Annotated in this window: 2 protein-coding genes; one reads left to right on the forward strand and one right to left on the reverse strand. The window is 74.1% G+C overall.

Translation table 11 applies throughout. The features are described 5' to 3' along the window. Positions 1–135 precede the first annotated feature (135 nt). On the forward strand, positions 136–327 hold the full coding sequence (locus tag HMPREF3086_RS13325; RefSeq protein WP_070722359.1) for a hypothetical protein: 192 nt from the start codon (positions 136–138) through the stop codon (positions 325–327). Positions 328–344: 17 nt separating this feature from the next. Here HMPREF3086_RS13325 and HMPREF3086_RS13330 read toward each other — a convergent pair. Further along, positions 345–1,665 (reverse strand): WD40 repeat domain-containing protein (locus HMPREF3086_RS13330; RefSeq protein ID WP_141764093.1); only part of this gene is annotated, 1,321 nt, incomplete at its 5' end.

Below are 1,665 nucleotides of genomic sequence, written 5' to 3' on the forward strand. Positions count from 1 at the left end.
CGGGGCCACCGGGGCCGCTCGCCCCGCCGGGGCCGGTGCGCCCGGTTCGCCGGCCGCGCCGCTCGCATTCCGTGCGACCCCCTCAGACTCCGGTGGGCCACCGCCCACCGACCCCGAGACGAAGGACCCGATCCGATGACTACCAGCGCCATGATCTGGATGTTCCTGTGCATCCTGGTCGGATTCATCTGCATGGTGACCGCCGCCGGCGGCTACCGCGCGGGGTGGCGTCAACCCGTGTGGATCGGCTGGACCGTCGCGGCGTTCCTGTTCCTCACGGTGATCCCGGTGACGCAGGCGCTGACGATCGGGCTGCAGCACGGCTGAGTCAGCCCCCGCGCGGGTCAGCTGCACAGGTCGAACGGCTCGGTGTCCGGGAAGTGACGCTCCCACTCCTCGCCGGTGAGCTGGACGCCGCCGGCGCAGGCGTCGCTCACCACGCGGTCGGGGTCGAGCTGCCACATCCACATGGCGCCCTCCGCGCCCACCGCGAGTAGTCCGCCCGCCGGGGAGGCGCTGCGGCCCTGGTAGAGCAGTGGGTCGGTGGTCGAGCCGAGCACGGCCCACGGTCGCGGATCGGACGGGTCGGCGACGTCGATGACCGTCACCTGCCCGGTGCTGGAGGTGAGCAGGAGCAGATCGTCATCGGCGGAGAACGCGGTCCAGTAGATCTCACCGGGTGGAGCCGCGAACGAGGCGAGTTCGGCGGGCGCGGACGCGTCGGAGACGTCCCACAGTCGAACGGTCTTGTCGCCGCCGGAGGTGGCGAGCAGCGGGGAGTGGTGGGCGTGCCCCGCGGACGGCGACGCGCCGATCCCGGTGGTGAGCCGGTGCGCGACCACCGGCCGGTCGGGGTCGGCGGTGTCGAGGATGACGGTCTCCGGGCCGAGGGTCGGGACGACGAGCTGCCGGGAGTCGGAGGAGAACTCGGCGACCACGCACGGGTCGGGCAGCGGCACGGTCACCCGCAGCGCGGGGCGGGTGGGATCCGTGACGTCGACCAGGCCGAGGTCGGGGCTGGTGTCGCTGTACACGGCGAGGGTGCGGCCGTCGGGGCTGAGCGGGTTGGCCACCACGACGCCGGAGGTGACGGGCAGGCTCGCGACCGGCCGGGTGGCGGGTCCGTAGGGCGCGGTGAACACCTGCACGCCGCCGTCCGCCAGGCCCGCGTAGACGACCCGCCCGTCGGGGGACATCGCCCCGGAGCCGGAGAACCGGGTGTCGTCGCCGGGGATGACGCGGCCGGTCTCGCGCGGGACGGGACCGGTGGTGTCGACGACGGTGTGGTGCATCTCCGCGGCGGTGACGCCGAGGACCCCGGAGGTCCGGTCCTGCGAAGAGGCGGTCTGGGAGATCGAGTTGGACTCCGGCGCGGCCCCGAGGCGCCCCAGCGGCCAGAGCCGGACCAGGCCGTCGACCGAGTACGTCACCAGGTCGGAGTCGGTGAACCGGACGCCGGTCGCGACCTGCGAGGCGGGTAGTTCGGTGAGCACGCGCCCCGCGGGATCGTAGACGCGGACCCGCTCGTCGGACCCGGCGGCGGCGAGTCGGCCGAGATCGTCGAAGGCCACGTCGTTGACGTAGGCGTCCCACCCGGTCAACTCCGGCAGCGCCCGCGCGCCGGCGAGCGCCGCGATGCCGGAGCCGTCACCGCCGGAGCCCCCC

The sequence above is a fragment of the Dietzia sp. HMSC21D01 genome (genome assembly GCF_001815995.1).
Lineage (GTDB): Bacteria > Actinomycetota > Actinomycetes > Mycobacteriales > Mycobacteriaceae > Dietzia > Dietzia cinnamea.